Source organism: Luedemannella helvata (genome assembly GCF_039528415.1).
In the GTDB taxonomy this organism is placed as follows: Bacteria; Actinomycetota; Actinomycetes; order Mycobacteriales; family Micromonosporaceae; genus Luedemannella; species Luedemannella helvata.
In genome coordinates this window covers 209,956-233,521 of sequence record NZ_BAAALS010000001.1, presented here as the reverse complement: position 1 = coordinate 233,521, position 23,566 = coordinate 209,956, and the positions used below count along the sequence as shown (strand labels likewise).

Annotated in this window: 22 protein-coding genes; 8 read left to right on the top strand and 14 right to left on the bottom strand. The window is 71.8% G+C overall.

Features of this window, described 5'->3' with window-relative positions; all coding sequences use genetic code 11:
* Nucleotides 1–75: 75 nt before the first annotated feature.
* Nucleotides 76–1,356 carry a cell division protein PerM gene (locus ABD191_RS01065; RefSeq protein ID WP_344075697.1) on the top strand — a complete coding sequence of 427 codons (1,281 nt, stop codon included), beginning with the start codon at nucleotides 76–78 and terminating at the stop codon, nucleotides 1,354–1,356.
* An 88-nt stretch (nucleotides 1,357–1,444) separates the two neighbouring features.
* Here the strand turns inward: ABD191_RS01065 and ABD191_RS01060 are convergent, their stop codons facing one another.
* On the bottom strand, nucleotides 1,445–1,732 hold the full coding sequence (locus tag ABD191_RS01060; RefSeq protein WP_344075695.1) for a CD225/dispanin family protein: 288 nt from the start codon (nucleotides 1,730–1,732) through the stop codon (nucleotides 1,445–1,447).
* A gap of 95 nt (nucleotides 1,733–1,827) precedes the next feature.
* Here ABD191_RS01060 and purN point away from each other — a divergent pair, with 95 nt between their 5' ends.
* Nucleotides 1,828–2,436, top strand: a complete 609-nt coding sequence (purN, locus tag ABD191_RS01055; protein ID WP_344075693.1) for a phosphoribosylglycinamide formyltransferase — start codon at nucleotides 1,828–1,830, stop codon at nucleotides 2,434–2,436.
* A gap of 21 nt (nucleotides 2,437–2,457) precedes the next feature.
* Nucleotides 2,458–4,023, top strand: coding sequence for a bifunctional phosphoribosylaminoimidazolecarboxamide formyltransferase/IMP cyclohydrolase (gene purH, locus ABD191_RS01050; protein WP_344075692.1), 1,566 nt, complete (start codon nucleotides 2,458–2,460; stop codon nucleotides 4,021–4,023).
* A gap of 29 nt (nucleotides 4,024–4,052) precedes the next feature.
* Here purH and ABD191_RS01045 read toward each other — a convergent pair whose 3' ends face one another.
* The 6 genes from ABD191_RS01045 to ABD191_RS01020 form a co-directional block, all read right to left on the bottom strand.
* The gene (locus ABD191_RS01045; RefSeq protein ID WP_344075690.1) at nucleotides 4,053–5,042 is read right to left on the bottom strand and encodes a hypothetical protein; all 990 of its coding nucleotides are present in this window, start codon (nucleotides 5,040–5,042) and stop codon (nucleotides 4,053–4,055) included.
* 174 nt (nucleotides 5,043–5,216) lie between these two features.
* Complete coding sequence (locus tag ABD191_RS01040) at nucleotides 5,217–6,236, bottom strand: ABC transporter ATP-binding protein (protein WP_344075688.1); 1,020 nt, start codon at nucleotides 6,234–6,236, stop codon at nucleotides 5,217–5,219.
* Entirely contained in the window at nucleotides 6,220–7,269 is a 1,050-nt protein-coding gene (locus tag ABD191_RS01035; RefSeq protein ID WP_344075686.1) for an ABC transporter ATP-binding protein, read from the bottom strand. The genes ABD191_RS01040 and ABD191_RS01035 overlap by 17 nt, the downstream gene beginning before the upstream one ends.
* Before the next feature lie 11 nt (nucleotides 7,270–7,280).
* Entirely contained in the window at nucleotides 7,281–8,267 is a 987-nt protein-coding gene (locus ABD191_RS01030; protein WP_344075684.1) for an ABC transporter permease, read from the bottom strand.
* Between the two features lie 76 nt (nucleotides 8,268–8,343).
* Nucleotides 8,344–9,279: an ABC transporter permease gene (locus ABD191_RS01025; protein ID WP_344075682.1), complete on the bottom strand. Its 936-nt coding sequence runs from the start codon at nucleotides 9,277–9,279 to the stop codon at nucleotides 8,344–8,346.
* Nucleotides 9,280–9,384: 105 nt separating this feature from the next.
* Nucleotides 9,385–11,028: a peptide ABC transporter substrate-binding protein gene (locus ABD191_RS01020; protein ID WP_344075679.1), complete on the bottom strand. Its 1,644-nt coding sequence runs from the start codon at nucleotides 11,026–11,028 to the stop codon at nucleotides 9,385–9,387.
* A gap of 249 nt (nucleotides 11,029–11,277) precedes the next feature.
* Between ABD191_RS01020 and ABD191_RS01015 the strand changes: the two genes are divergently transcribed.
* Nucleotides 11,278–12,144: a bifunctional methylenetetrahydrofolate dehydrogenase/methenyltetrahydrofolate cyclohydrolase gene (locus tag ABD191_RS01015; protein ID WP_344075677.1), complete on the top strand. Its 867-nt coding sequence runs from the start codon at nucleotides 11,278–11,280 to the stop codon at nucleotides 12,142–12,144.
* 76 nt (nucleotides 12,145–12,220) lie between these two features.
* Complete coding sequence (gene mdh, locus ABD191_RS01010) at nucleotides 12,221–13,171, top strand: malate dehydrogenase (RefSeq protein WP_344075675.1); 951 nt, start codon at nucleotides 12,221–12,223, stop codon at nucleotides 13,169–13,171.
* Between the two features lie 76 nt (nucleotides 13,172–13,247).
* On the opposite strand, the gene ABD191_RS01005 is transcribed toward mdh, so the two are convergent.
* Nucleotides 13,248–14,000 (bottom strand): neutral zinc metallopeptidase, encoded by a 753-nt coding sequence (locus tag ABD191_RS01005; protein WP_344075673.1) that lies wholly within the window; start codon nucleotides 13,998–14,000, stop codon nucleotides 13,248–13,250.
* A gap of 135 nt (nucleotides 14,001–14,135) precedes the next feature.
* On the opposite strand from ABD191_RS01005, the gene ABD191_RS01000 reads away from it, so the two are divergent.
* The 3 genes from ABD191_RS01000 (at nucleotide 14,136) to ABD191_RS00995 (ending at nucleotide 16,362) form a co-directional block, all read left to right on the top strand.
* Nucleotides 14,136–15,353, top strand: a complete 1,218-nt coding sequence (locus ABD191_RS01000) for an NADP-dependent isocitrate dehydrogenase (protein ID WP_344075672.1) — start codon at nucleotides 14,136–14,138, stop codon at nucleotides 15,351–15,353.
* A 340-nt stretch (nucleotides 15,354–15,693) separates the two neighbouring features.
* Nucleotides 15,694–15,810: a Flp family type IVb pilin gene (locus ABD191_RS29185; RefSeq protein ID WP_425560619.1), complete on the top strand. Its 117-nt coding sequence runs from the start codon at nucleotides 15,694–15,696 to the stop codon at nucleotides 15,808–15,810.
* A gap of 219 nt (nucleotides 15,811–16,029) precedes the next feature.
* Entirely contained in the window at nucleotides 16,030–16,362 is a 333-nt protein-coding gene (locus tag ABD191_RS00995) for a TraR/DksA family transcriptional regulator (RefSeq protein ID WP_344075671.1), read from the top strand.
* 69 nt (nucleotides 16,363–16,431) lie between these two features.
* Here the strand turns inward: ABD191_RS00995 and galK are convergent, their stop codons facing one another.
* The 6 genes from galK to ABD191_RS00965 all read right to left on the bottom strand — a co-directional run bounded on the left by galK (nucleotide 16,432) and on the right by ABD191_RS00965 (nucleotide 23,547).
* On the bottom strand, nucleotides 16,432–17,583 hold the full coding sequence (galK, locus tag ABD191_RS00990; protein ID WP_344075670.1) for a galactokinase: 1,152 nt from the start codon (nucleotides 17,581–17,583) through the stop codon (nucleotides 16,432–16,434).
* Nucleotides 17,580–18,692, bottom strand: a complete 1,113-nt coding sequence (gene galT / locus ABD191_RS00985; protein ID WP_344075668.1) for a galactose-1-phosphate uridylyltransferase — start codon at nucleotides 18,690–18,692, stop codon at nucleotides 17,580–17,582. The genes galK and galT overlap by 4 nt, the downstream gene beginning before the upstream one ends.
* Nucleotides 18,689–19,498, bottom strand: a complete 810-nt coding sequence (locus tag ABD191_RS00980; protein WP_344075666.1) for a DeoR/GlpR family DNA-binding transcription regulator — start codon at nucleotides 19,496–19,498, stop codon at nucleotides 18,689–18,691. The genes galT and ABD191_RS00980 overlap by 4 nt, the downstream gene beginning before the upstream one ends.
* A complete protein-coding gene (locus ABD191_RS00975; RefSeq protein WP_344075663.1) occupies nucleotides 19,498–21,543 on the bottom strand; it encodes a beta-galactosidase in 2,046 nt (681 codons plus the stop codon). Before ABD191_RS00975 ends, ABD191_RS00980 begins: the two co-directional genes overlap by 1 nt.
* 76 nt (nucleotides 21,544–21,619) lie before the next feature.
* Nucleotides 21,620–22,597: a glycosyltransferase family 2 protein gene (locus ABD191_RS00970; RefSeq protein WP_344075661.1), complete on the bottom strand. Its 978-nt coding sequence runs from the start codon at nucleotides 22,595–22,597 to the stop codon at nucleotides 21,620–21,622.
* Nucleotides 22,594–23,547, bottom strand: a complete 954-nt coding sequence (locus tag ABD191_RS00965) for a sulfotransferase (protein WP_425560618.1) — start codon at nucleotides 23,545–23,547, stop codon at nucleotides 22,594–22,596. The genes ABD191_RS00970 and ABD191_RS00965 overlap by 4 nt, the downstream gene beginning before the upstream one ends.
* Nucleotides 23,548–23,566: the final 19 nt, after the last annotated feature.

The window sequence follows — 23,566 nt, the reverse complement described above, 5'->3', positions numbered from 1 at the left end:
CGAAGAGCTATTCGACGAGTCGGGGCGGCCGGTCGGGGTGACCGGTCGCCCCGATCTCTGTTTAAGTGAAAGGCGATGCCCGCGCCCACCGATGACGACGCCGACCTCGCCACCCGCGACACGGTGCCGGTCCCCGCGCCGCGAAGCGAGCGCGCGGCGGACGGCGCCCGCCGCGTTCCGGTGGCGGTCCGTCGCGCCCGGCAGCGGGCGCCGCTCGCGTTGTCGGCCACCGTCGCGAGCGGCTGGGCGGCGCTGACGTCGCTCTCGGTGCTGTTCATGGTGATCGCGGTGGGCGGCCTGGGCGCGTCGCTGTCGCTGCCCGACGTGGCGCGGTTCGCCTCGGCCGTGTGGCTGCTCGCGCACGGCGTCCCGCTCACCACGGCCACCGACCATGTCTCGCTCGCCCCGCTCGCGATCACCGCGTTGTGCGCCTGGCGGGTGGTCCGGGCCGGGGTGCACGCCAGCCGGTCGCAGGGCGGCCACAAGAATCGGCGGGTACGCACGTCAGCGGCGGCCGCCGTGGCGGTCGCGATCTGCTACGCGGGCTGGGGCGCGCTGCTCGCCGCCCTGATGACCGGCCCGGACCTGGCCGCGTCGGCGCCCCGAGCGGCGCTCACGTGCTTCCTGTTCGGCCTCGTCGGGGCGCTGGGTGGGGCGTTGCGGGCCAGCCGGGCGGCGCGCGCGGCCGTGGCCCGCCTGCCGCTGGTCGTCAAGGACGGCATCCGGGTCGGCGTGGTCGCGGCGCTGCTCGTCGTGGCGGCCGGCGCGGCCGCTGCCGGGCTGGCGCTGGCCGTGCGCGGCGGGGAGGCCGTGGAGATGCTCGGCGCGTACCGCACGGGGGTTTTCGGCCAGGCCGGCGTGACCGTGGCCTGCCTGGCGTACCTGCCGAACCTGACCGTCTGGGCGACGAGCTATCTGCTGGGGCCGGGGTTCGCCGTGGGCGTCGGCGCGGCGGTCACGCCGTGGGCGGTGGTCAGCGGGCCGGTGCCGGCGCTGCCGGTGCTGGCGGCGTTGCCGTCGGCGCCCGTGTCCGGCCCGGCCGCCGTGGTGGTCGCCGGGCCGCTGCTGGCGGCCGTACTGGCCGGCGTGCTGGCCACCCGCCGGCGGCTGCGCCTGTCCGGCTCGCGTTCGGTGCGGCTGGTGTCCCTGATCTGGTCGGGCGTGGTGGCGGGGCCCGTGGCCGGCGCGCTGCTCGGGGCGGCGGCGCTCGTGTCCCGGGGTGGCCTGGGCGACGGCCGGCTGTCCACCCTCGGCCCGGTGCCCTGGCTGGTCGCGCTCTGCGCGGGCGGGATCGTGGGGGTCGGCACGGTCATCGGCGCGGCCGGCTACCGGGGCGCCCGCCCGCGCGGCGACTGAGCCCGGTGGCCCTGGACGGAAGACCCCGGACGGAAACGGCGGGCGACCCCAAGGGATCGCCCCCCGTCGACGGCGTCACTGTGTTCGCTCAGGCGTTGCTCGCCGCGGCGACGACGACGAACCAGAGGATGCAGCAGATGATGCTGACGGCCCACAGGCCGAGACCCACGTAGAGGGCCAGCTTCGACCACTTCTTCGACTCGGCGGCGGCGGCCTGCGCGCCCGCGATGTCACCCTGCTGGACGAGCGGGTTGACCTTCGAAGCGTTCATGATGGCCGGGATGGCGAGGGGCCAGAAAAGGAAAATGGCGACGATCGACATCGTCATGTTGTTGTCGATCTGCTGCGGTTGGCCGGAGTAACCGGGCTGAACCATGGATGCTCCTTGTGAGGGATGAAGCTGAACTACGGCAGGGTACTAGTCCGGTGCCCGTCGGCACAGTCCCAAAAGCGCCACGTTAGGCTGCTGGCGTGGGGAAAGCGCGCCTGGTCATCCTGGTCTCCGGCTCCGGCACCAACCTTCAGGCACTCATTGATGCCGCCGAAGACCCGCACTACGGCGCGACAGTGGTCGCTGTGGGCGCCGACCGCGACGGGATCGCCGGCCTCGACCGGGCGGCCGCACACGGGATCCCGACGTTCGTCTGCCGGGTTGCCGACTTTGCCACGCGGGAGGAGTGGGACGCCGAGCTGACCGCACGCTGCCAGGCGTACTCGCCCGATCTCGTGGTGTCGGCCGGGTTCCTGAAGCTGGTCGGCAAGGAGTTCCTCACGACCTTCGCCGGGCGCTACATCAACACCCACAACGCGCTGCTGCCGGGCTTCCCCGGCATCCACGGCCCGCGTGACGCGCTGGAGTACGGCGTGAAGATCGCCGGGGCCACCCTCTTCTTCGTCGACGACGGCGTGGACACGGGCCCGATCATCGCGCAGGTGGCGGTGCCGGTCCACGACGACGACACAGAGGACACGCTCACCGAGCGCATCAAGGACGTCGAGCGCCGCCAGCTCGTCGAGTACGTGGGCCGGATGGTCCGCGACGGTTGGACGATCACCGGAAGGAAGGTCACGGTCCCATGACCGAGCGCAGCGAGGTGCGTCATGACAGTGAGTGAAGACCGCATCCCCGTTCGCCGCGCGCTGCTGAGCGTGTGGGACAAGACCGGGCTGGACGAGCTGATCCGCGCGCTCGGCGACGCGGGCGTGGAGATCGTCTCCACGGGCAACACGGCCGTACGGGTCGAGGCGCTGGGCTACCCGGTGACCCGCGTGGAGCACCTGACCGGCTTCGCCGAGTGCCTCGACGGCCGGGTGAAGACCCTGCACCCCAAGGTGCACGCCGGCCTGCTGGCCGACCTGCGGCTGGACTCGCACCGCGAGCAGCTCGCCGAGCTGGGCATCGCGCCGTTCGAACTGCTGGTGAGCAACCTGTATCCGTTCAGCGAGACGGTCGCCTCCGGCGCGGATGACGACGAGTGCATCGAGAAGATCGACATCGGCGGGCCGGCCATGGTGCGCGCCGCCGCGAAGAACCACGCCAACGTCGCGGTCGTGACCTCTCCCGACGCGTACCCCATGGTTATCAAGGCCGTCGCCGACGGCGGTCTCACGCTGCGCGAACGCCGCGCCCTCGCGGGCCGGGCGTTCGCGGACATCGCGGAGTACGACGTCGCTGTCGCCCGCTGGTGGGCGGGGCACCTGGCGCCCGCCGAGGACGGCTGGCCCGAGTTCGCGGGCATGGCGCTGACGAAGAAGGCCGTGCTGCGCTACGGCGAGAACCCGCACCAGGGCGCCGCGCTCTACACGGCGGCCGACCTGCCGGCGGGCCTGGCCCAGGCCAAGCAGCTGCACGGCAAGGAGATGTCCTACAACAACTACGTCGACGCGGACGCCGCCTGGCGGGCCTGCAACGACTTCACCGAGCCCGCCGTGGCCGTGATCAAGCACGCCAACCCGTGCGGCATCGCGGTCGGCGCCGACGTGGCCGAGGCGCACCGCAAGGCGCACGCCACCGACCCGGTGTCCGCCTTCGGTGGGGTGATCGCCGCCAACGTCGAGGTCACCGTCGAGATGGCGAAGCAGGTCGCGGAGATCTTCACCGAGGTCGTCGTCGCGCCGTCCTATGCGGACGGTGCGGTGGAGATCCTCGCGCAGCGCAAGAACCTGCGCGTGCTCGTGGCGCCCGCGTTCGCGCCGACGCCGGCAGAGTTCCGCGAGATCTCGGGCGGGGTGCTGACCCAGCAGCGCGACCGCATCGACGCCGACGGCGACGACCCGGCCAACTGGACGCTCGCGACCGGTGACGCCGCCGACGAGGCGACCCTGGCCGACCTGGCGTTCGCGTGGCGGGCGGTACGCGCGGTGAAGTCCAACGCGATCCTGCTCGCCGCGGACGGCGCGGCCGTCGGCGTGGGCATGGGCCAGGTCAACCGGGTCGACTCGGCGAAGCTCGCGGTGGAGCGGGCGGGCGCGGAGCGCGCGGCCGGGTCGGTGGCCGCCTCCGACGCGTTCTTCCCGTTCCCTGACGCGCTGCAGGTGCTGCTCGACGCGGGCGTGCGGGCGGTCGTCCAGCCCGGTGGCTCGGTCAACGACCCGTCCGTCATCGAGGCCGCCGCGGCGGCCGGGGTGACGATGTACCTGACCGGTACCCGCCACTTCTTCCACTGATCTCCGCGGCTGTCCCACCGCGCCGGTGCTCAGGCGCGGTGGGCGGCCGTGCTCTCCTCGAACCAGCCCAGGCGGTTGCCGGCCACCGCGATCATGGTCAGCACCAGGACCAGCAGCAGGCCGAACGTGCCGAACGTGGCCGGCCAGTTGGTCACCTGACGCGGCCGGGCCAGCTCGGCCAGTCCGGGCGCCGCCGCGCCGCCGGCCGGCAGCGCGACCACGGCGCCCTCCGGATCGCGTGTCACCGAGGCCTGCGGGGCGTCCGTCGGCGCGGGCACGGCGGTGGAGGTCGGGACGGGCTCGGCCGTCGTCGACCCGCCGCTGCCGCCGGCGTCGCCATCGTCGCCGGCGGACCGGCCGGCGTCGCCGGCGGTCTCGTCCGTGCCCGGTGGGCTCGCGGTCGCCCCGATGCTCGGGCGCGGGTCCGGGTTCGCCAAGGGCCGCTTCGTGGGGCGCGGCGCCGGGCTCTGGGTGCCGGCCACGACCGGCGTGGCAACGACGTTCACCCGGCCGAAGGTCGGCAACCAACCGGTGCGGCCGTCGGCGCTGGCGGTGAGGATCACCCAGCCGGCGCGGCCGACCGGGGCGCCCGCCGCGGCGCGCAGTCTCACCTGCGCCGTCACCAGGCCGGCGCGGTCGGGGCGGAACGTGCAGGTCGTCTTCGTGCCGCGCTGCTCGCAGGGCTGGTCGACGCCGGAGACGGTCACCTTGCGGGTGTCCAGGCCGGCCGTCTCCAGGACGACCGTGACCCGTTCGACGCCGTCGCCCACCCGGGCGCCGAAGTTCACCCGCGTGGTGGCGCCACGGACGACGGCCGCGCGCGGTTCGCGCGTGTCGGCCCAGTACGCCGTGACGCGGACCGTGGGAGCGGCGGGCGCGGCCCTGCGGTTGGTGTCGTGGCGGGCGGTGTCGGTGCGGGCCCGCGCCGCCCACGTGCGCTCATCGTGGTCCGAGGCCAGCGCGGTCGGCGCGGTGGTGAGGACGGCCAGCGTGCCCACGGCGAGCGTGCCGCTGGCCAACGCTGCGCCCAGGCGGATCAGGCTGCGTCGACCCCAACGGCCCCGTCGTACCCGATGTCTGCGAGTGCCCGGTGAACCCACGTCGCCGCCTCCATCCGACCCGGCTTCCGCCCGGCCACGGAGTATAGGGCTTTTCGCGTACCCGCGTCGCGTCCGTCGCGCGCGGTAGTCGGGTCACGCGGGGGCGGGCGGCTCGGGCAGCAGGTCAGCGAAGTGGCAGGCGCTCGGATGCGGGTCGGCGTCGCGGATGGCCAACGGCGGCTCCTCCACCGCGCAGATGTCCTGCGCCTTGAAGCAGCGGGTACGGAACCGGCAGCCCGACGGCGGGTTCGCCGGCGACGGCACGTCACCTGACAGGCGGATGATCGCGCGGTGCTCGCGGGCCGTCGGGTCCGGGACCGGCACCGCCGACAGAAGGGCCTGCGTGTACGGGTGGGTGGCGCGCGTGTAGATCTCGTCCTCCGTACCGATCTCCACGATCTTCCCCAGGTACATGACCGCGACCCGGTCGGAGATGTGCCGCACCACGGACAGGTCGTGGGCGATGAACATGTAGGACAGTCCGAGCTCGTCCTGCAGCTGTTCCAGCAGGTTGATGACCTGCGCCTGGATCGACACGTCCAGCGCCGACACCGGCTCGTCGCAGATGATGACCTTCGGTCGCAGAGCCAGGGCCCGGGCGATGCCGATGCGCTGGCGCTGCCCGCCGGAGAACTGGTGCGGGTACCGGTTGATGTGTTCGGGGTTGAGGCCCACATAGTCCAGCAGTTCGCGGACGCGGTCGGCCCGCGAGCCGCGCGGCGCCACATCCGGGTGGATCTCGAACGGCTCGCCGATGATGTCGCCGACCGTCATGCGCGGGTTCAGCGACGTGTACGGGTCCTGCATCACCATCTGCACGTTGCGGCGCAGCCGGCGCAGCTCCGGGCCGGACATGGTGAAGATGTCGCGGTCGCCGAACCTGGCCCGGCCGGCGGTCGGCGGCTCCAGGCGCATGAGCAGCTTGGCCAGTGTGGACTTGCCGCAGCCGGACTCCCCGACGACGCCGAGCGTCTCGCCGGGGTACAGCGTGAGGCTGACCCCGTCGACGGCCTTGACCGCGCCGATCTTCTTCTTGAACAGGATGCCCTGGGTGATGGGGAAGTGCTTGACCAGGCCCTCCACCGTCAGGATGGGGTCATTCGATGGTGCCATCGAGCACCTCCTGGGCGAAGTGGCAGGCGCTGGTGCGGTCGTTGCCGAGTTGCATCAGCGGTGGCACCCGCACGACGCAGACCTCCTCGCAGTACGGGCAGCGCGGGTGGAACGTGCAGCCGCTCGGCGGGCGCAGCAGGTTCGGCGGCAGGCCCTTGATGGTGGTCAGTTCCGTACCCCGGGCGTCCAGCCGCGGGATCGACTCCAGCAGACCCTTCGTGTACGGGTGGGCGGGGCGCGCGTACAGGTCGTGGACCTCGGCGTGCTCCACGATGCGACCCGCGTACATGACGGCGATGCGGTCGGCCACGTCGGCGACGACACCCAGGTCGTGCGTGATCAGGATCATCGCCATGTTCAGGTCCCGGCGCAGGTCGCCGAGGAGGTCCATGACCTGGGCCTGGACGGTGACGTCCAGGGCGGTGGTCGGCTCGTCGGCGATGAGTACCGTCGGGTTCAGCGCGAGCGCCATGGCGATCATGACGCGTTGCCGCATGCCGCCGGAGAACTGGTGCGGGTAGTCGCCGAGTCGGGAGCGGGCGGCCGGGATGCGGACGAGGTCCATCAGCTCGACCGCCCGGGCGTTGGCGTCGGCCTTGCTCATGCCGGCCCGGCGGCGCAGGCTCTCCGTGATCTGGAAGCCGACCGTGAACACCGGGTTCAGGGCCGACAGCGCGTCCTGGAAGATCATGGCGATCTCCTTGCCGCGCACCTGCCGGCGCTCGCTCTCCTCCATGGTGAGCAGGTCGCGACCCCGGAACAGGATCTGCCCGCCGGTGATCCGGCCGGGCGGGATGTCGAGGATGCCCATGATGGCCTGCGCCGTGACGGACTTGCCGGAGCCGGACTCGCCCAGCACGGCCAGCGTCTCGCCCGGGTTCAGGTGGTACGACACGCCGTTGATGACCTTCGCCACCCCGTCGCGGGTGTGGAACTCGATGAACAGCTCCCGCACCTCCAACAGGTGCGGTGCGGCCGGCCCGCCCGGGGCGGGACCGATGCCGCCGGACGCCTCGACTGTCAGGTGCGTCATCGCGGCCTCCGCTAGCGCAGTTTCGGGTCGAAGGCGTCGCGGATCGCGTCGCCCAGCATGATGAAGGCCAGTACGGTCAGCGCGAGGAACACCGACGGCACCGCGAGTGGGGTCACCGCCTCGCGCATGTGCTGGCGGCCCGTGTCGATCGAGATGCCCCACGAGATCGTGGGCGCCTGCAGGCCGATGCCCAGGAACGACAGCGTGGCCTCGGTGGCGATGAACGAGCCCAGCGCGATCGTGATGATGACGATCACGGGGGCGATCGAGTTCGGCAGGATGTGCCGCCACATGATGCGCCCGTTGCCCGCGCCGAGCATGCGCGCCGCCTGCACGTAGTCCTGCTGCTTCGCGGTGATGACCGACGACCGGATGACCCGGGCCGCGGTGGTCCAGCCGAGCAGGCCGAGGACGAGGACCACGGCCGCCATGCGGGTCTTCTCATGGCCGCTGGGCACCCGGCCCATCACCACGATCGCGGCCAGCAGCAACGGGATGCCGAGCACGATGTCCACGACCCGGGACAGGACCGCGTCCGTCCAGCCGCCGAAGAACCCGGCGATCATGCCGACGATGACCGCGATGATGCCGGCCGTCAGCGCGGCGAACCCGCCGACGATCAGCGAGGCGCGCGCCCCGTAGACCGCACGGGCGTAGACGTCACAGCCCTGGAAGTCGTAGCCGAAGATCGCCGCGCCCTGGGCGCCGTGATGTTGCAGGTTGAGGTTGCACGCCGCCGGATCGGCCGGCGTGAACAGCCGCGGCACCACGGCCATGAGGATGGCGAGCAGCGCCACGACCGCGGCGATCCAGAACAGTGGGTTGCGGCGCAGGTCGCGCCACGCGTCGCCGGCCAGGCTGCGCGGCTTGCCGGGCGACCCGTTCGGCTTCGCCGGCACCCCGATGTCGGACGGCTGCCCGGGCGCGTTCGGCGCCCCCGCAGGACCGGGGGTGGCGGTGTGCAGTTCGCTGGCCGCCACAGTCTCAAAGTCGCTCACGCTGCCACCTCCGCTGCGCTCCGGTGCCAGCGTGAGTCAACCCTGCGCTGATGGTTCGCTCGCTCACGCAGCCCCCTTACTCGTACCGGATCCGCGGGTCGAGGACCGCGTAGAGGACGTCGACGACGAGGTTGATGACGAGGTAGACGATGACGAGGATGCTCACGAAGCCGATGACGAGCGGCCCGTCGCCGGTCCGGATGGAGCGGAACAGGTACTGCCCGACGCCGGGCACGTTGAACACGCCCTCGGTGACGATCGCGCCGCCCATGAGGTTGCCCAGCTCCACGCCGAGGAAGGTCACGATCGGGATGAGCGAGTTGCGCAGCACGTGGACGCCGATGACCCGGCGGGGCGGCATGCCCTTGGACCGCGCGGTGCGTACGTAGTCCGAGCGCAGGTTCTCCCCGACCGAGGTCCGGGTGAGCCGCAGCGCGGTGGCCAGGGAGAGCGAGCCGAGCACCATGCCCGGCAACAGCAGTTGGTACAGGTTGGGATTCGCGCCGGCCGTGGCGGGGAAGATCGGCCACTTCACCGCGAAGAGGTACTGGGAGACCGGGGCGAGCACGATCGACGGGATGCCGATCACCACGAGCGTCAGGATCAGCGTGGAGTTGTCGAAGATGCCGCCGCGCCGGATGCCGGCGATGATGCCGGCCGTCACGCCGAAGAGGATCGCGAAGAGGATCGCCACCACGGCGAGCTTCGCGGTGACCGGCCACGCCCGAGCCAGGATGTCGCCGATCGGCTGGCCGGTCAGCGAGGTGCCGAAGTCGCCACGCAGCAGTCCGGTGATGTAGTAGAAGTACTGCGCGAAGAAGCCGTCGTTGAGGTGGAATTCCTCGATCAGCCGGTTCAGTTGTGCCTCGCTGACGGGCCGCTCTCCGGCGAGCGACTGTGCCACGTTGCGCGCGTCGCCCCGCCCCGCGAACATGAGCGCGAAGACGATCAAGGTCGTACCGAAGAAGGCCACGACCATCTGGAGCAACCGCCGCACGATGTAGCGGAACATGACCCTAGTCTCTCCGCAGAACACCCTTAAGTAGGGCTTATCGCTAGAAATGGCAGCGGGCCGCCCATGCTGGGCGGCCCGCCGCTGACCTCGCGGCCTACGCGGTCAGGAGGTGACCTCGATGGTGTTGAGGTTCACCCGGTTGAAGACGTCCATCTCGACGTCACTGGTGCGCTCGGAGTGGCCGAACACGTTCTGCCCGTACCGCATCGGCAGCACCGGCAGGTCCTTGGCCAGGATGTCCTCGGCCGCCTGGTAGTCGGAGATCGCGGCATCGGTGCTCGCCGCGGCCCGACCCCGGGCCACCAGGGCGTCGAACTCCTTGTTGCTGTAGCCGTAGTAGTTCGACGAGCCGTTCGTGGTGTACAGCGGGCCGAGGTAGTTCTCCATGGACGGGTAGTCCATGACCCAGCCCATCCGGAACATGCCGACGTTCTGCTTCTTGTCGAGCTTGGTGAGCAGGTCGGCGAACTTGGCCTCCGGCTGCCCGGTGCACGTCACGCCCAGGTTGTTCTTGAGCTGGTTGCAGGTCGCGTCCACCCAGTCCTTGTGACCGCCGTCCGCGTTGTACGTGATGATCAGGCTCGACGGGCCGTTGGCGCTGGTGTAGAGGTCCTTGGCGTCCGCCGGGCTGTACTTGCAGGCATCCCCGCAGGTGTCCGGGCGGTAGCCGGCCACCACCGGCGACACGAACGAGCGGGCCGCCGTCTGGGAGCCCTTGAAGATCGCCTCCACGATCTGGTCGCGGTCGATCGCCATCGAGATGGCCTGGCGCACCTCGACCTTCGAGAACTTGGGATCGAACGTCGGGAAGGCGAGCAGCTGGATCGTCGACGCCGGACTCTTCAGGAACCGGTCGCCCAGGTCCGTCGGGGCGGTCGTCAGGTACTCCGTCGGGATCTGCTTCATCACGTCGAGGTTGCCGGCCAGCAGGTCGGCGTACTCCGCCGTGGGTTGCAGATACACCTTGAAGATCGCGCCGCCGATCTTGGGCTTGTCGCCCGGGTAGGCGTCGTAGCGCTCGACCTCGATCTGCTGGTCGTGCTGCCAGGTGCCCTTCATCTTGAAGGGGCCGTTGCCGATGGGCGCCTCCTGGTAGTCCTGCTTGAGGACGCCCTCGCTCTCGAACGCCGCCTTCGGCAACGGGTAGAAGGCCGTGTAGCCCAGCATCGTCCGGAACTCGCTGGACGGGGTGGACAGGTCGGCGGTGAAGGTGAGGTCGTCGACCTTCTTCAGCCCCGACAGCGTCCTCGTCTTCGGCGTCGGCGCCTTCTGCGAGCCTTCGCCGTCCGGGTCGGCCGGGTTCAGGGCGTTGTACCCGTCGATCAGGCTGAAGAAGTAGTTGTTGTTCTGGCCGTTCGGGCCGTACGCGGCGTAGTTCCAGGCGTCGATGTAGCTGTCGGACGTGACCTTCTCGCCGTTGTGGAACGTGTAGCCGTCCTTCAGCTTGATCGTCCAGGTCTTGTTCGTATTGGTCGCGGTGATCGATTCGGCCGTCACCTCGTACGGCTTGTGCTCGGCGTCGTAGTCCACGAGTGGCGCGAAGAGCGCCGCGAGGACCTGGGAGCCGCTCGTCTCGTTGGTGTTGGCCGGGGTCAGGTACTGAGGTTCGGCGATGCCGACCGAGACCACGGCGCTGGTGTCTGCGGTGCCGCCCCCATCGCCATTCCCGCCGCAGCCCGCCAGCGCGCTCGTCGCGATGATCAGGCTTGCGGGCACGGCCCAGGTGGCACGCCTGCGGACCTGCATGGTTCCTCCTCGTCGCGCCGGCACCCCTCGTCGGGCGGGCGCTGTGACGTTCCAGTGGTCACGGCGGCGGCCGGTGCACGAACGTCGGGCACCATTCACCACGACCAGCCTGTACTTATCAGGAATTATCACCATAGAATCAGCCGTTTTTCGGTAGGACGGACCTATCGGTCCGCATTCGGTCACGGAGAGTGATTGACGCGTCAGGGCTGAGCATCGCCCGTACGCCTCGCGTGGGAGGATCGAGCCGTGACCGCGACGCTTTTGGACGGCAAGATCACTGCCGCCGCCATCAAGGAAGAACTCCGGGTACGCGTGAAGGCGCTCGCCAACCGCGGCATCCAGCCCGGTCTGGGCACCGTGCTGGTCGGCGACGACCCGGGCTCGCACACCTATGTGGCGATGAAGCACCGCGACTGCGCCGACGTCGGGATCCTGTCGATCCGCAAGGACCTGCCGGCCACCGCCACGCAGGACGACGTGGACGCGGCGGTCGCCGCGCTGAACGCCGACCCCGCCTGCACCGGCTACCTCGTGCAGCTGCCCATGCCGCGCCAGATCGACCAGCAGCGCGTGCTGGAGGCGGTCGACCCCGCCAAGGACGTCGACGGCCTGCACCCGGTCAGCCTGGGCCGGCTCGTGCTCGGCGTTCCCGGCTCACTGCCCTGCACCCCCAAGGGCATCCTGGAGCTGCTGCGCCGGTACGAGGTGCCGATCAAGGGCGCCGAGGTCGTCATCATCGGCCGGGGGATCACCGTGGGCCGCCCGCTCGGCCTGCTGCTCACCCGCCGCTCCGAGAACGCCACCGTGACGTACTGCCACACCGGCACCCGCGACATCGCGGCGCACACCCGCCGCGCCGACATCGTGGTGGCCGCGGCCGGGGTGCCCGACATCCTCACGGCCGACATGGTCCGGCCCGGCGCGGCCGTGGTCGACCTGGGTACGGGCCGGCGCCCCGATGCCGACGGGGTCTCGCGCCTGGCCGGCGACGTGCACCCGGGCGTGGCCGAGGTGGCCGGCTACCTCACCCCGAACCCCGGCGGCGTCGGCCCGATGACCCGGGCGATGCTCCTGTCGAATGTGGTGGAGGCCGCCGAACGCTCGGCCGGCTGAACGGGCCCGGACACCGCGCGTTACTGTGCAGAAACAACAGGTTTTTAACGCCGGTTAACGCGGGAGACACCACGCCATGGGCAAGAAGGTCACCGTCGTCGGCGCCGGATTCTACGGCTCCACGACCGCACAGCGCCTCGCCGAGTACGACGTCTTCGAGACGGTCGTGCTCACGGACATCATCGAGGGCAAGCCCGAGGGCCTCGCCCTCGACCTCAACCAGTCGCGGCCCATCGAGGGCTTCGAGACGAAGGTCGTCGGCGCCACCACAGGCCCGAACGGCGAGGGCTACGAGGCGATCGAGGGTTCCGACGTCGTCGTCATCACCGCTGGCCTGCCCCGCAAGCCGGGCATGAGCCGCATGGACCTCCTCGGAGTCAACGCGAAGATCGTTCGCCAGGTGGCCGAGAACGTCGCCAAGTACGCCCCCAACGCCGTCGTCGTCGTGGTGTCCAACCCCCTGGACGAGATGACCGCGCTGGCCCAGATCGCCACCGCGTTCCCGAAGAACCGGGTGCTCGGCCAGGCCGGCGTGCTCGACACCGCGCGCTTCACCAACTTCGTCGCCGAGACCCTCGGCGTGCCGGTCAAGTCCGTCAAGACGCTGACCCTCGGCTCCCACGGCGACACCATGGTGCCGGTCCCGTCGCAGTGCACGGTGGACGGCAAGCCGCTGTCCGAACTGCTGCCGGCCGAGAAGATCGAGGAGCTCGTCACCCGTACCCGCAACGGCGGCGCCGAGGTCGTGGCCCTGCTCAAGACCGGCTCGGCGTACTACGCCCCGTCGGCCGCCGCCGCCCGCATGGCCAAGGCGATCGCCGAGGACAGCGGCGAGGTCTGGCCGGTCTGCGCCTGGGTCGACGGCGAGTACGGCATCTCCGGGGTCTACCTCGGCGTGCTGGCCGAGTTGGGCGCCACCGGTGTCCGCAAGGTCGTCGAGACGCCGCTCACCGACGCGGAGCTGGCGTCGCTCAAGGAGGCCGCCGAGGCGGTCCGCGCCAAGCAGGCGGACGTCGCCGACCTGTGAGGTGAGCCGACTGTGGCCCGGGCATCCCTTGTGGACGCCCGGGCCACGCCGCTCTGTCGGGTGAGTGCCGCCGCGCTCAGCTGACCGGAGTGTCCGGGAAGAAGCGGTCGCAGGCCGGTAGGCCCTTGGTGTAGCCGAGGTTGAAGGACTCCTCGCGCTCCTGGAGCGTGCCGTGGTCACGGTCGGCGCTCTCGGCCGAGGCGATGAGGGGGAAGAGCTGCTCGATGTCCTCGATGTCGTCGGGCAGTTCCAGGTAACCCTTGTCCTTCGTGAACAGCACCCAGGCGCCCGCGATGCAGTCGGCCTGGTTCTCCAGCTGGATGCTGGCCTCGGCGGACTGCGGGGCGGTCACGCCGACGACCGACTGGATGTGGTGGGCCCACTCGTGGGCCAGGCCGACCGCCGGACCGGCGTCGCCGGCGCGGTCGTAGAGCGCCCAGAGCAGGTCCTGCCCCACGTAGATCATCTGGTCGCCGCCGCAGTACTCGTACGACTCGGAGGAGTACGACGCCTGGTTGCCTTCGCGGTCCTGGCACCCCTCCGGCCCGCTCGCCCCGTTCGGCACGTAGGTGACCCGGCGCGGCTCCGGCAGGTCCGGCCAGGTCCCCTCGTGCCACTCCCTGATCATGGGGAGCACGGCGTTGACGTAGTCGTCCATCGTCTCGTAGCGGAAGGCGCCCTCCAGGGACTGCGTCTCCGTGGGGTTGGGGCTGCCGCCGCTCCCCTCCCCGGAGCCGCCCTCGTCGACCACCGGTACGCCGCACGCGGCGGCGAGCAGGACGGCGCCGATCCACGCGAGGGTCCGGCGCCGGGGTGAAGGGGTCGTCATCGTGGGCTCCCGGGAGTGGTCGGGTTCCTGTCTCATTGCCCACTGCCGGATCTGGCCACACCCAACGCGCGGGCGACAGGGCCTGCAGTACGCTCGTACTGTTAGTGACCTCTGACGTAAGGAGCGCGCGGCGCCATGGCCAAGATCAAGGTGGACAACCCGGTCGTCGAGCTCGACGGCGACGAGATGACCCGGATCATCTGGAAGCAGATCCGGGAGCAGCTCATCCTGCCCTACCTCGACGTCGAGCTGGACTACTACGACCTGGGCATCGAGCACCGCGACGCGACCGACGACCAGGTCACGATCGACGCCGCGAACGCCATCAAGCGGCATGGCGTCGGTGTCAAGTGCGCCACCATCACCCCGGACGAGGCCCGGGTCGCCGAGTTCGGCCTCAAGAAGATGTGGAAGTCGCCGAACGGGACGATCCGCAACATTCTCGGCGGCGTCGTCTTCCGTGAGCCGATCATCATGTCGAACGTGCCGCGGCTCGTCCCCGGCTGGACCAAGCCGATCATCATCGGCCGTCACGCCCATGGCGACCAGTACAAGGCGACCGACTTCGTCGTGCCCGGCCCCGGCACGGTCACGCTCACCTACACCCCGGCCGACGGCGGTGCGCCGGTCGAGATGGAGGTCGCCCAGTTCCCCGGCGGCGGCGTGACCATGGGCATGTACAACTTCGACGAGTCGATCCGCGACTTCGCGCGGGCCTCGCTGCGCTACGGCCTCGCCCGCAACTACCCGGTGTACCTGTCGACGAAGAACACGATCCTCAAGGCGTACGACGGGCGGTTCAAGGACCTGTTCGCGGAGGTCTTCGAGACCGAGTTCGCCGAGGAGTTCAAGGCGGCCGGCCTGACGTACGAGCACCGGCTCATCGACGACATGGTCGCCGCCGCCCTCAAGTGGGAGGGCGGGTTCGTGTGGGCCTGCAAGAACTACGACGGTGACGTGCAGTCCGACACGGTGGCGCAGGGCTTCGGCTCGCTCGGCCTGATGACCTCCGTGCTCATGACGCCGGACGGCCGTACGGTCGAGGCGGAGGCCGCCCACGGCACGGTCACCCGCCACTACCGGCAGTGGCAGAAGGGCGAGAAGACCTCGACCAACCCGATCGCGTCGATCTTCGCCTGGACCCAGGGCCTGGCCCACCGGGGCAAGCTGGACAACACGCCGGCGGTGACCGAGTTCGCCGAGACCCTGGAGAAGGTCATCATCGACACGGTCGAGGGCGGCCAGATGACCAAGGACCTGGCACTGCTGATCTCGCGGGACGCCCCGTGGCTGAGCACGGACGAGTTCATGGCGGCGCTGGACGAGAACCTGGCTCGCAAGCTGGGCGCCTGACGGCCGTAGGCGGCCCGGATCTCCGTCGCATGACGGGGTCCGGGCCGTTTCGCGTCTGACCGCTCCGCCGGGATGCGTGGGCCCGCGCGGTGCCCTAGTGTGACCCCCACAAGGGGATCTGGCGTTATTGACTCTTCGTTAGGGTCCCCAGGTCACAACGGACACGTGGGTAACGACTCTTCGCCCCGGCGCAAGGGCCGTTCGTCCACCGCGCCCCCACCGTCATCCGATGGTGCCGCGCTCGACTGTAAGGAAGCCTGGCGGAGTGTTGCCACATGGGAGTCGCCCGCGGCCGCGGCGCAACGCCACCTCCAGGTCGGGCGACCGGGGGGCGAGCGCTGTGGAGTACGCCCTGATGCTGGGTTTCATCATCATGGTGATGATCGCCTCCTTCTACGCGATGGGTGATGCCTTCAACGTCAAGTTCGCCGCGCTCGTGGACTGGCTGACCCCCTGATCGGTGCCGCCGTTACCCGTGCTGTCGCGCCCTCGTTGAACAGGATGTGAGAGCGGCGCCAGTCGCCTCCCACGATGAGCGAGGGTCCACGCCCACGGGTCGTGACCACGCTCGGTGTCTGGCTAACAGCCTGCCGTCCCTTCCCTGCGGTGGCCGGGTCGCACAACGCGACCCGGCCACCGCGCAGTTGGGCACATAGGGTGAGGAATGGACTCCGACGTGTTTGAGCGGCTCACCGCTGCTCGCCGTGACACTGTGGCGCAGATCGCCGCGCTCACCGCGGACCACGATGGCATCGTCGCCGCGGTGGCCGACGTGGCCAACGACGACGAGCACGACCCCGAGGGCACCACGATCGCTTTCGAGCGGGCCCAGGTCGCCGCGCTGCTCGACCAGGCCCGTGGGCGGCTGACCGACCTTGACGCCGCGCTGGCTCGGCTGGCGGAGGGCACCTACGGCACCTGTGAGCGGTGCGGGCGGCCGATCGACCCCGAACGTCTCGCGGCCCGGCCGGCCGCCCGCACCTGCATCACGTGCGCGTCCCGGCGCTGACCGCGCCCGTCGCACCCTGGCGTCCTCAGTTGCCTGATCGCCCGGCCCGTCAATCTTGACGGCGTCAGGTCAGGCGCGGGCCGCCCCCGGCCCGGGGGCGGCGACGAAGGCGGCGGGGACATCGAAGCCGTGCTCAGCGAACGCGCTGCTCACCGCGGTCGCGACGGCGTCCGCCGACTCGGTACGGACGAGTGCGATGACGCAGCCGCCGAAGCCGCCGCCCGTCATGCGGGCGCCGAGCGCCCCGGCGGCGAGGGCCGCGTCGACGGCCACGTCGAGTTCGGGGACGGTCACCTCGTAGTCGTCGCGCAACGACGCGTGCGACGCGGTGAGCAGCGGGCCGATCTCGCTCGTCCGGCCGGCGCGCAGCAGGGTCATCGTGTCGAGGACGCGCTGGTTCTCGGTGACGACGTGACGGACCCGGCGCACCGCGACCTCGTCCCCGGCGAGCGCGGCGAGCGCCTGGCCGAGGTCGGCGACCTCGCGCAGCAGGTCGACGCCCAGCCGGGCGGCGGCGGCCTCGCAGGTCTGACGGCGGGCCGCGTACTCCCCGTCGGTGTGCCGGTGCGGCGCGCGGGTGTCCACGACGAGCACGGCGAGGCCCTCGTCGGCGATCGTGAACGGCACCTGCTCGGTCTCCAGCGACCGGCAGTCGAGGAACAGGGCGTGGTCGGCGCGGCACAGCGACGACGCGGCCTGGTCCATGATGCCGCAGGGCATGCCGACGTAGACGTTCTCAGCGCGCTGGGCCAGCGCCGGCCAGTCGTCGAGCGGCAGCTCCGAGCCGGCCAGGTCCAGGAGGGCGCCGAGCGTCGCGCACTCCAGGGCGGCAGACGACGACAGGCCCGAGCCGACCGGCACGTCGGAGGCGACCGTGAGCCGCGCGCCGGGCACGTCCACGCCGGTGTCGCGCAGCGCCCAGACGACCGCCGCCAGGTAGCCGGCCCAGCCGGTGACCCGGCCGGGTTCGAGGTCGGCCTCGGCGAAGGTGACCGGCGCCGCCCGACCGACCTCCGACCACACCGTCCACTCGCGACGGTCGAGGCGACCGGCGGCCACGGCGGTGCGCTGCGGCAGCGCGAACGGCAGCACGTACCCGCCGTTGTAGTCCGTGTGCTCGCCGATCAGGTTCACCCGGCCGGGCGCGGTCCAGACGGTGTCCGGCGCGGCGCCGAACTCGGCGGCGAAGGCGGACCGGGCGCGGTCCTCCGGGGCGGTCATCGCAGTGCCTCGCGCAGCATCTTGGCGGCCTCCTCGGGACGCACGTCGTTGATGAAGACCCCCATGGCGGACTCCGAACCGGCGAGGTACTTCAGCTTGCCGGCCGCCCGGCGGATGCTGAACAGCTGCAGGTGCAGCCACGCCAGGTCGCGGCCCGCGTGGGTCGGCGCCTGGTACCACGCCGAGATGTACGGCATGGGCGCGCCGAACAGCGCGTCGAACGCCCGCAGCAGGCGCAGGTAGAGCCCGGCGAACGCGGCCCGCTCGGCGTCGTTGAGGGCCGCCAGGTCGGGCACCTGCCGGTGCGGCACGACATGCACCTCGAACGGCCAGCGCGCGGCGGCCGGCACGTACGCCGTCCAGAGGTCGTCGGCCAGGACGACGCGCTCGCCGCTGGCCCGCTCGGCGGCGAGGATGTCGCCGAAGAGGTTGGCGCCGCCGTGGGCGGCCGCGTACCGGACGGCCGAGGCCAGCATCGCGCGGGTGCGCGGCGTGACGAACGGGTACCCGTAGATCTGTCCGTGCGGGTGGTGCAGGGTGACGCCGATCTCCACGCCCCGGTTCTCGAAGCAGAAGACCTGCTCGACGTCGTCGCGCGCGGACAGCGCGGCCGTACGGTCCGCGAGGGCGTCGAGGACCGTACGGGCCCGGGTGGGGCTCAGCTCGGCGAAGCACGACGTGTGCTCGGGCGTGAAGCAGACGACCTCGCAGCGGCCCACGCCCGGGCGGATCGGGCTCAGCGGCGTAACCTGCGCCCCGACGGCCAGGTCGGCCTCGGCCGGGTTGTCGCTGAACGAGGGGAACCGGTTCTCGAAGACCGCCACGTCGTAGCTCGCGGCGGGCACCTCGCTGGCGTGCGTGGGCGTCGACGGGCACAGCGGGCACTCGTCGGTGGCCGGCAGGAACGTGCGGGTCTGCCGGTGCGCGGCGATGGCGACCCACTCGTCCAGCAGCGGGTCGTAGCGCAGCTGCGAGGCGAGTGGCCGAGGGTCGAGTGTCCGGGTGTCGACGGCGGCCGCACGGTCGGGCGGGTAGACCCCGGACGCGTCCGGCTCGTCGAAGTAGATCAGCTCGCGCCCGTCGGCAAGCGTGGTTGCGGTGCGTCTCATGCCGCCGGGGCCTCCACGATGATGAGTTCGCCGACCTCGCCGGCGAGGATGTCGCGGGCGGCGTCGGGCAGCCCGGAGTCGGTGATGAGCACGTCCGCCTCGCGCAGCGCGGCCATGGTGGAGATGCCGACCGTGTCCCACTTGGTGTGGTCGGCGAGCACGACGAGCCGGCCGGCGGACGCGACGAGCGCCCGGTTGGTCTCGGCCTCCATGAGGTTGGGCGTGGTGAAGCCGGCCCGCTGGCTCATGCCGTGCACGCCGAGGAACAGCACGTCGCAGTGGAGGCTGCCGATCGCGGCCACGGCGATCGGCCCGACGAGGGCGTCCGAGCGGGTGCGCACCCCGCCGGTGAGCACGACCTGCGGGCCGGACTCCAGCAGCGCTGAGTCCGCGTCGGCGGGGTTGTCGCGGCGCAGGGCGTCGGCGACCGGGATGGAGTTGGTGACGACCGTGAGGTCGGGGACGTCGCGCAGGAGCCCGGCGAGGCCGGCCGTCGTCGTGCCGGCGGACAGGGCCACGGCCGTGCCGGGTCGCACGAGGGACGCCGCGCGCTGCGCGATGGTGGCCTTCTCGGCCTGCTGGCGCACCGACTTGGCGGCGAAGCCGGGCTCGTGCGTGGCGCCCGGCCCGGCGGCGGTCGCCCCGCCGTGCACTTTGGACAGCAGGCCCCGCTCGTCCAGCGCGTCGAGGTCGCGGCGGATCGTCATCTCGGAGACCGCCAGCTCCGTCGCGAGTTCGGCGACCCGCACCGATCCCGTGCGCCGGACCCGCTCGAGGATCTCGGACTGCCGCTGGGCCGCGAGCATCACGCCGCCTCGGCGAGCGGCACCGGCAGCTGCGCGGCGGCCTCCCGCAGCACGACCACGCCGCCGGCCGCGACCTCGGTCGGGCCGGCCCACACGGTGCCGCTCAGCAGGTCCTCGCCGGCGACCGGCACGGTGGCCGGCTCGTCGCCGTGGTTGAGCAGGAACAGGAACGACGTGCCGTCCGCGTGGGCGCGGCGGACCGCCTCGACGCCCGGCGGCGTGCCGGGCAGCGTCGGCTCGACGCGAGCGGCCACCGCCACGCCAGCCAGCAGCGTGTCGAGGGACTCGTCGGGCAGGCGGGTGCCCACGTACCACGCCGTGCCCGCACCGTGGCGGTGGCGGGTGAGCGCGGGGGAGCCGGTGACCGGGCCCTCCGCGTACGTGACCAGCACCTGGGCGCCGTCGGCGCGGCCGAGCTCCGACCACGCGTATCCGGTCGCGCCGTTGGTCAGGGCGATCGTGGCGCCCGCCGGCAGCGGGTAGAACTCCTCGATCCGTACGCCCAGCAGGTCGCGCAGGGCGCCCGGGTAGCCGCCGGTGCGCACCCGGTGGCGCTCATCCACGACGCCCGAGTACGGCCCGACGACCAGGTGGGCGCCGTCCGCCACCCGGCGGGTCAGGTTGGCGGCGCCGGCGTCGCTCAGGGCGTACAGCGCCGGGGCGAGCAGCACCGCGTAACCGTCGAGGTCCGACTCCGGGTGGGCCACGTCGGCGGCGATGCCCGCCCGCCAGAGCGCCCGGTGCCAGCGGGCCACCTCGTCGAAGCAGGCCATGTCGCCGCTCGGGTGCGCGCCGTGCTCCTGTGCCCACAGCGACTCGTAGTCGAGCAGGATCGCCACGGGCGCGGTCACGGTGGAGCCGTCGACGTCGGCGAGCGCGCGCAGGTGCCGGCCCAGCTCGACGACCTCGCGCCAGATCCGGGAGTCGGTGCCCGCGTGCGGCAGCATGGCCGAGTGCCAGCGCTCGGCGCCCGCGACGCTGGCCCGCCACTGGAAGAACATGGCGCCCTCGCTGCCGCGCGCGACGTGCCCGAGGGCGTCGCGGACCAGCCGGCCGGGCGGCTTGGCGAGGTTGCGCGGCTGCCAGTTGACCGCGCTGGTGGAATGCTCCATGAGCAGCCACGGGGCGCCGGCGGCCAGCGAGCGGGTCACGTCCGCCGCGAAGGCGATCTGAGCGGCCGGCGGGGCGGCCGCGTCATTGATCACGTAGTGGTCGTTGGAGACCAGCCGGCCCGGGCCGCGCAGTTCGCGAGCCCACGCCCAGTGGTCGAGCTGGGTGTGCGTGGCGATCAGGTTGGTGGTGACCGGCACCTCGGGGGTGAGCCGCGCCAGCAGGTCACGCTCCGCGACGCACAGCGACAGGATCTCGGCGGAGCTGAACCGGCGGAAGTCGAGCGCCTGGCCCGGGTTGTGGAACGTCGGCGTGGCGCGCGGCGGGATGACCTCGGACCAGTCGCCGTAGCGCTGCGACCAGAAGGCGGTGCCCCACGCGTCGTTGAGCGCCTCGACCGTGCCGTAGCGCTCGCGCAGCCAGCCCCGGAACGCCTCCGCCGACGTGTCGCAGTAGCAGGCGGGGACGTGGCACGCGTATTCGTTGTTGAGGTGCCACAGCGCGAGCGCGGGGTGATCGCCGTAGCGCTCCGCGAGCCGCTCCACGAGCGTCAGCGCGGCGGCCCGGTAGTCCGGCGAGGACGGGCAGTAGGCCTGGCGGCTGCCGTGGCTGAGGACGCGACCGTCGGCGTCCACCGGCCGGCTGGCCGGGAAGGCCGTGGTGAACCACGGTGGCGGGGACGCGGTGGCCGTGGCCAGGTCGACCGCGATGCCGCCCGCGTGCAGCAGGTCGATCACCCGGTCGAGCCAGCCGAACTCCCAGCGGTCGGGCGTGGGTTGCAGCCACGCCCAGCTGAAGACCCCGACCGTGGCCAGCGTGACGCCGGCCTCGCGCATCAGCGCGACGTCGGCGGCCCAGACCTCCTCGGGCCACTGCTCCGGGTTGTAGTCGCCGCCGTAGCACAGGCCTGAGACGCGCGGGATGATGGCCGGCACCGTTCGCCCTCCCCAAGGACCGCACACAACCGAACAGGTCCGCACACTATCGCACGCGAGTGCCGCACACAAGAACTCAGATGCCGCGGCCCAGGCGGTGCAGCGCGTGCAGCACCCGCTCCACGCGGACGAGGCCACTCGCGGCGGCCATGGCGATCGCGGCCCGCGGCTCCCGCCAGTTGTTGCGGATCGCCGCGCGGGCCCACCGCAGCGCCTCGGTGCGGTTGCCCTGCGCGGCCTCCCAGCAGGCCATCTGCCCGTACACCCGGGCGGCCCCGGGCGGCGTCGCGCCGATCTCCGGGTGCCGGGCCAGCATCCAGCGCAGCGAGGAGATCTTCGTCTCGTACTCCTGGGCGAAGAGCGAGCTGCGCCCCCACAGCACCCGCACGAGCGGGACGTCCAGGTGCAGGATCGGGGCCAGGCGGGCGGCCCGCAGCAGCAGGTCCCAGTCCTCGTTCTGGCTGCCCGGGGCGTCCTCGGCGACCAGGCCGATGCCGCCGCGCGCCGGGTCGGTCACGATCGCCTCGCGGCGCATGAGAAAGCCCGACGAGTGCAGCATCGCCATCCGCGAGCGCGCCAGGTCGGCGACGGCCACCTCGTGCTTGCCGGCCAGCCGCGGCACCCGGCGTCCCCCGTACTCGACCTCGATCGCGCAGGTGGTGAACAGCGTGCCGGGCCGCGCGCGCAGGGCGGAGACCTGGGCGGTGAGCTTGCCCGGCAGCCAGGCGTCGTCATCGTCCAGAAAGGCGATCATCTCGCTGTCGGTGGCGGCCAGGATGCCGCGGTTGCGGGCGCCGGCGAGGCCCGGCGTACGCAGGTTGGACAGCACCGACACGGGCCGGTCGCCCGTGGCGTGCAGGGCGAACTCGGGCTCGGTCTGGTCGAACACGATGAACACCTGCAGCGGCCCGGGATAGTCCTGCGCCAGCACGGAACGCAGCGCGCGCCGCAGCAGCTGCGGCCGGTTGCGGGTGGGGATGACGACGCCGACGGGCGGCCAACCGACGTGCCGTGGCGCCGGGATGATGGCGTGCCGCGGCAGCAGCGAGGTCACGTCCGGCGTCCCGTGATCGGGTAGCCGTACGCGCCGTGCAGGGGGGCGGCGATCGCGGCCACGAGGCGGCGCTGGCGTGGCGGCAGGGCGGTGCGCCAGCTCTCGTCCGCGCGTACCTCGACCGGGCCGGTGCGGAAGCGCATCGGGTTGCCGGCGGCGCTGTGCGCGGGCGGCAGGTCGGCGTACACGCTGCCGTCGGCGCCCTCGGTCAGGAAGTCCAGCGCGCCGGTGTGCAGGTCCAGGCCCGCGAACGCGGCGATGGACAGGCTCACGCCGCGCGGGTCGGCGACGAATTCCTCGTACCGGAACCGTCGCACGGCCACGCCTCGCGCGCCGAGCAGCCCGAACGCCGCGTTGTGGGCGCTCCACAGGAGCGCCGCGCGGCCGGGGGAGTACCGCGTCATCGTCTCCCGCCGGTCACTCTCCGGGCGGGTCACCGTCTTGGTCCACGAGTACGCCACGCCGCGCGCGTCCCGCACGACATGCGCGACGCGCAAATCGATGTTCGGAGCGTGCCGGAGACAGTAGGCCAAGCTGGCGTGCTTGGAGGAATCGACGACCACGTTTGCCCCGGTGACCTCGGCCGCAGCGGCGTAGACGCGCGCGTAGTACAGGGCGTAATCTCGCGCATCATCGTTGCGCGTGCGCCCGGCGAGACTGGGGATGTGGCGGGTGCGCTCCACCCGCGACTGGAGGCGTAGGACGTGATGCGGGTCCAGCCGGTCCCACCCGCCGAAGGCGCGCTTGCCCACCTCGTGCCAGAACCCGCAGGCGGAGAACGCCTGCCCGCAGCCGCACCGCTCGTCGTCGATGAGGTCGCGGCGCCACAGGTGGACGACCTCGCCGAGGGTGCAGACCCCGGGTAGGCAGCCGAGGACACGTTCGAGCAGGGTGGTGCCGCTGCGCCCGAGACCGCCGAGGAAGAGGACGCGTACCACGACCACCCCCATTCTCGTTCTACGTCACATA

Bases quoted from the DNA above. Each gene is read 5' to 3' on its own strand.
- ABD191_RS01065 (WP_344075697.1), top strand. From the start codon at position 76: ATGCCCGCGCCCACCGATGACGACGCCGACCTCGCCACCCGCGACACG.
- ABD191_RS01060 (WP_344075695.1), bottom strand. From the start codon at position 1,732: ATGGTTCAGCCCGGTTACTCCGGCCAACCGCAGCAGATCGACAACAAC.
- purH (WP_344075692.1), top strand. From the start codon at position 2,458: ATGACAGTGAGTGAAGACCGCATCCCCGTTCGCCGCGCGCTGCTGAGC.
- ABD191_RS01040 (WP_344075688.1), bottom strand. From the start codon at position 6,236: ATGGCACCATCGAATGACCCCATCCTGACGGTGGAGGGCCTGGTCAAG.
- ABD191_RS01035 (WP_344075686.1), bottom strand. From the start codon at position 7,269: ATGACGCACCTGACAGTCGAGGCGTCCGGCGGCATCGGTCCCGCCCCG.
- ABD191_RS01025 (WP_344075682.1), bottom strand. From the start codon at position 9,279: ATGTTCCGCTACATCGTGCGGCGGTTGCTCCAGATGGTCGTGGCCTTC.
- ABD191_RS01020 (WP_344075679.1), bottom strand. From the start codon at position 11,028: ATGCAGGTCCGCAGGCGTGCCACCTGGGCCGTGCCCGCAAGCCTGATC.
- mdh (WP_344075675.1), top strand. From the start codon at position 12,221: ATGGGCAAGAAGGTCACCGTCGTCGGCGCCGGATTCTACGGCTCCACG.
- ABD191_RS01005 (WP_344075673.1), bottom strand. From the start codon at position 14,000: ATGACGACCCCTTCACCCCGGCGCCGGACCCTCGCGTGGATCGGCGCC.
- ABD191_RS01000 (WP_344075672.1), top strand. From the start codon at position 14,136: ATGGCCAAGATCAAGGTGGACAACCCGGTCGTCGAGCTCGACGGCGAC.
- galK (WP_344075670.1), bottom strand. From the start codon at position 17,583: ATGACCGCCCCGGAGGACCGCGCCCGGTCCGCCTTCGCCGCCGAGTTC.
- galT (WP_344075668.1), bottom strand. From the start codon at position 18,692: ATGAGACGCACCGCAACCACGCTTGCCGACGGGCGCGAGCTGATCTAC.
- ABD191_RS00980 (WP_344075666.1), bottom strand. From the start codon at position 19,498: ATGCTCGCGGCCCAGCGGCAGTCCGAGATCCTCGAGCGGGTCCGGCGC.
- ABD191_RS00965 (WP_425560618.1), bottom strand. From the start codon at position 23,547: ATGGGGGTGGTCGTGGTACGCGTCCTCTTCCTCGGCGGTCTCGGGCGC.